Annotated in this window: 4 protein-coding genes; 1 reads left to right on the top strand and 3 read right to left on the bottom strand. The window is 70.9% G+C overall.

Translation table 11 applies throughout. From position 1 onward, the window contains the following. Positions 1-387, bottom strand: a 387-nt coding sequence (locus tag ACTHM3_RS03195; protein ID WP_440404645.1) for an ATP-dependent zinc protease family protein, incomplete at its 3' end; no start/stop codon positions are given. Between the two features lie 24 nt (positions 388-411). Between ACTHM3_RS03195 and ACTHM3_RS03190 the strand changes: the two genes are divergently transcribed. Further along, entirely contained in the window at positions 412-1605 is a 1194-nt protein-coding gene (locus tag ACTHM3_RS03190) for a RimK family alpha-L-glutamate ligase (protein ID WP_440404644.1), read from the top strand. Positions 1606-1611: 6 nt separating this feature from the next. Here ACTHM3_RS03190 and idi read toward each other — a convergent pair whose 3' ends face one another. Then, a complete protein-coding gene (gene idi, locus ACTHM3_RS03185; RefSeq protein WP_440404643.1) occupies positions 1612-2139 on the bottom strand; it encodes an isopentenyl-diphosphate Delta-isomerase in 528 nt (175 codons plus the stop codon). A gap of 59 nt (positions 2140-2198) precedes the next feature. Then, positions 2199-2826: uroporphyrinogen-III synthase (locus ACTHM3_RS03180; RefSeq protein ID WP_440404642.1), on the bottom strand; the 628-nt coding region annotated here is incomplete at its 5' end.

The raw sequence follows: 2826 nt of genomic DNA, 5'->3' as shown, positions 1-2826 counted from the left end.
CGCCTCTCGGCGGACCAGCATCCGGAAGCCCATCCGGTCGCGCTTGCTCAGGGTCACCTCGGCGGGCACGGTGCGACCGGCGAGGGTGAGGTCGACGCGCACGACGAGCCGCCGCGTGACGTGGCCAGAGGAGCTGCGGACGCGCCGGCGGTCGTGGACGGGGCACTCCACGACCTGGGGGTCGGCGTCGGAGTCCTGCCAGGGGTGGGCGGTGAAGCGCACCCACGGCCGACCGTCGCGCTCGAACTCCTCGATGTCCTCGGCGTGGAGCGACGAGGTGCGCGCTCCGGTGTCGATCTTGGCCTTGACCCAGGGCAGCCCGATCCCGGGCATACCGGCCCATTCCCGCCACCCGACGGCAGTGCTTGAATAGGCCGGCCCAGACACCCGCCCATCTTGGCAGGACACCGCATGAAACTCGCGATCCTCTCGCGCGCGCCGCGTGCCTACTCCACGCAGCGCCTGCGCACCGCCGCCCTCGACCGCGGGCACCAGGTGCGGGTGCTCAACACGCTTCGCTTCGCCATCGACCTGTCGGGGCCCGAGCCGGACCTTCAGTTCCGGGGCCGGCCGATCTCCGACTACGACGCGGTCCTGCCGCGCATCGGCAGCTCGATCACCTACTTCGGCACCGCCGTCGTGCGCCAGTTCGAGCAGATGGACGTCTACACGCCCAACATCGCCAACGGCATCTCCAACGCCCGCGACAAGCTCCGGGCCGCGCAGATCCTCTCGCGCCACCAGATCGGCATGCCGGCGACGACGTTCGTGCGCAACCGCGCCGACGTCATGCCTGCCATCGAGCGGGTCGGCGGCGCGCCCGTCGTCATCAAGCTGCTCGAGGGCACGCAGGGCATCGGCGTCATCCTCGCGCCGGAGATCAAGATCGCCGAGGCGATCATCGAGACGCTGCACAGCACGAACCAGAACGTCCTCATCCAGAGCTTCGTCAGCGAGAGCAAGGGCCGCGACATCCGCGCGCTCGTCGTCGGCGACCGCGTCGTCGCCGCGATGCGCCGCCGCGCCAAGGGCGACGAGTTCCGTTCCAACGTCCACCGCGGCGGCACCGTCGAGCCGGTCGAGCTGACGCCGGAGTACGAGCAGGCCGCGGTCCGCTCGGCCCAGATCATGGGGCTGCGCGTCGCGGGCGTCGACATGCTCGAGGGCAACGAGGGCCCGCTCGTCATGGAGGTCAACTCCTCGCCGGGTCTCGAGGGCATCGAGGCCGCGACGAACCTCGACGTCGCCGGCGCGATCGTCGACTACATCGCCGGCCAGGTCGCCTTCCCCGAGATCGACGTGCGTCAGCGGCTGACCGTCTCGACCGGTTACGGCGTCGCCGAGCTCGCGGTCGGGGCGGATGCCGACCTCGTCGGCAAGCGCATCCGCGACTCCGGACTCGATGAGCGCGACATCACCGTGCTGACCCTGCACCGCGGTGCCACGGTCATCCCGAACCCGCGCGGCAACACCGAGCTCGAGGCGGGCGACCGCCTGCTGTGCTTCGGCAAGCTCGAGGAGATGCGGTCGATGATCCCGGCGCGCAGGCGACGCCGCACGAAGGTCCGCAAGCTGCCGAAGGATGCGCTCGCGCTCGAGTCCTGAGACGGTTCAGGCGTACAGCGGCATCAGCTTGGCCTGCTCCACGAGCCACGCGCTGAACGCCCACGGCGTGCTGCGAAGGGCGGCGCCAAGCTCGGCGGGCGCGACCGCCGCGACCTCAGCCACCTCGTCCGGGTTGACCACCGGCTCGCCCACAGCGCGAGCCACGTAGACCGGGCAGATCTCGTACTCGACGACCCCGTTCGCATCCACCGCCCGGTAGCGGAAGTCGGGCAGCACCAGTTCGAGGTCCGCCAGACCAATACCCAGCTCGTCTCGCGCGTGCCGGCGCACGGCATCCGTTACCTCTTCGCCCGGCGCAGGATGCCCGCAGAACGCGTTCGTCCACACACCGGGAAAGGTGAGCTTCGACAGGGCTCGCCGCGTCACGAGGAGCCGTCCGTCGTCGAGCAGCACGTGGCAGGAGAATCCGAGGTGCAGGGGCGTCTCGGGGCCGTGAACGCCGATCTTCTCGGCGGACCCGGTGCGGTTGCCACGGTCGTCGAGGAGCACGACACGGGTGGAGTCGACGGTCACGGGGTCGAGTCTGCCAGCACCGGTCGCCGCCGCGGCGGCGTCCTGCGCTCGAGCGATCGTCACGACGACACCCGTCGCGCGGCGGACTGAGCGACCACGTCGACGAGAGACTCGGCGGTGCGATCCGGCGCGACGACGTCGACTCGGAGACCGAACCCGCGGGCATCCCGGGCCGTGCGCGGCCCGATCGCGGCGACAAGGGTGCCCTCCGGCACGGGGCCGAGCTGCTGCTGCACCTGCTCGGCGACGCTGCCGGAGGTGACCAGGATGGCCGTGATGCGACCGGATGCGACGTCGGCGACGACCTGCTCGGACACCGGGATGCCGACGGTGCGATACGCGACCACGGATTGCACTTGGTGTCCCATGGCGGTCAGACCGTCGGTGAGCGTCGTCTTCGCGATCTCGCTGCGCAGCGTGAGAACCCGAAGCGGAATCACACCACGGGTCATGGCCGGCCACTCCTCGAGCATGCCGGCGGCGGAGCTGTCGTCGGCCGGAACGAAGTCGGCCCGGTATCCCGCGGCGAGCAGGGCGGCGGCCGTCGTCTCGCCGACGGCGGCGACGCGTGTGTTCTGCGGGATGCGCGCCTGGTGCGCCGACAGCACATCGACCGTCGTCGCGCTGGTGACGGTCACCCAGTCGAACTCGCCGGCGGCGAGCGCGGTCAGGGCACGATCGAGTGCC

The sequence above is a fragment of the Pseudolysinimonas sp. genome (assembly GCF_051954455.1).
GTDB lineage: Bacteria > Actinomycetota > Actinomycetes > Actinomycetales > Microbacteriaceae > Pseudolysinimonas.
Note: the sequence above shows the minus strand (reverse complement) of the source record. Positions and strands in the feature narration are given on the sequence as shown.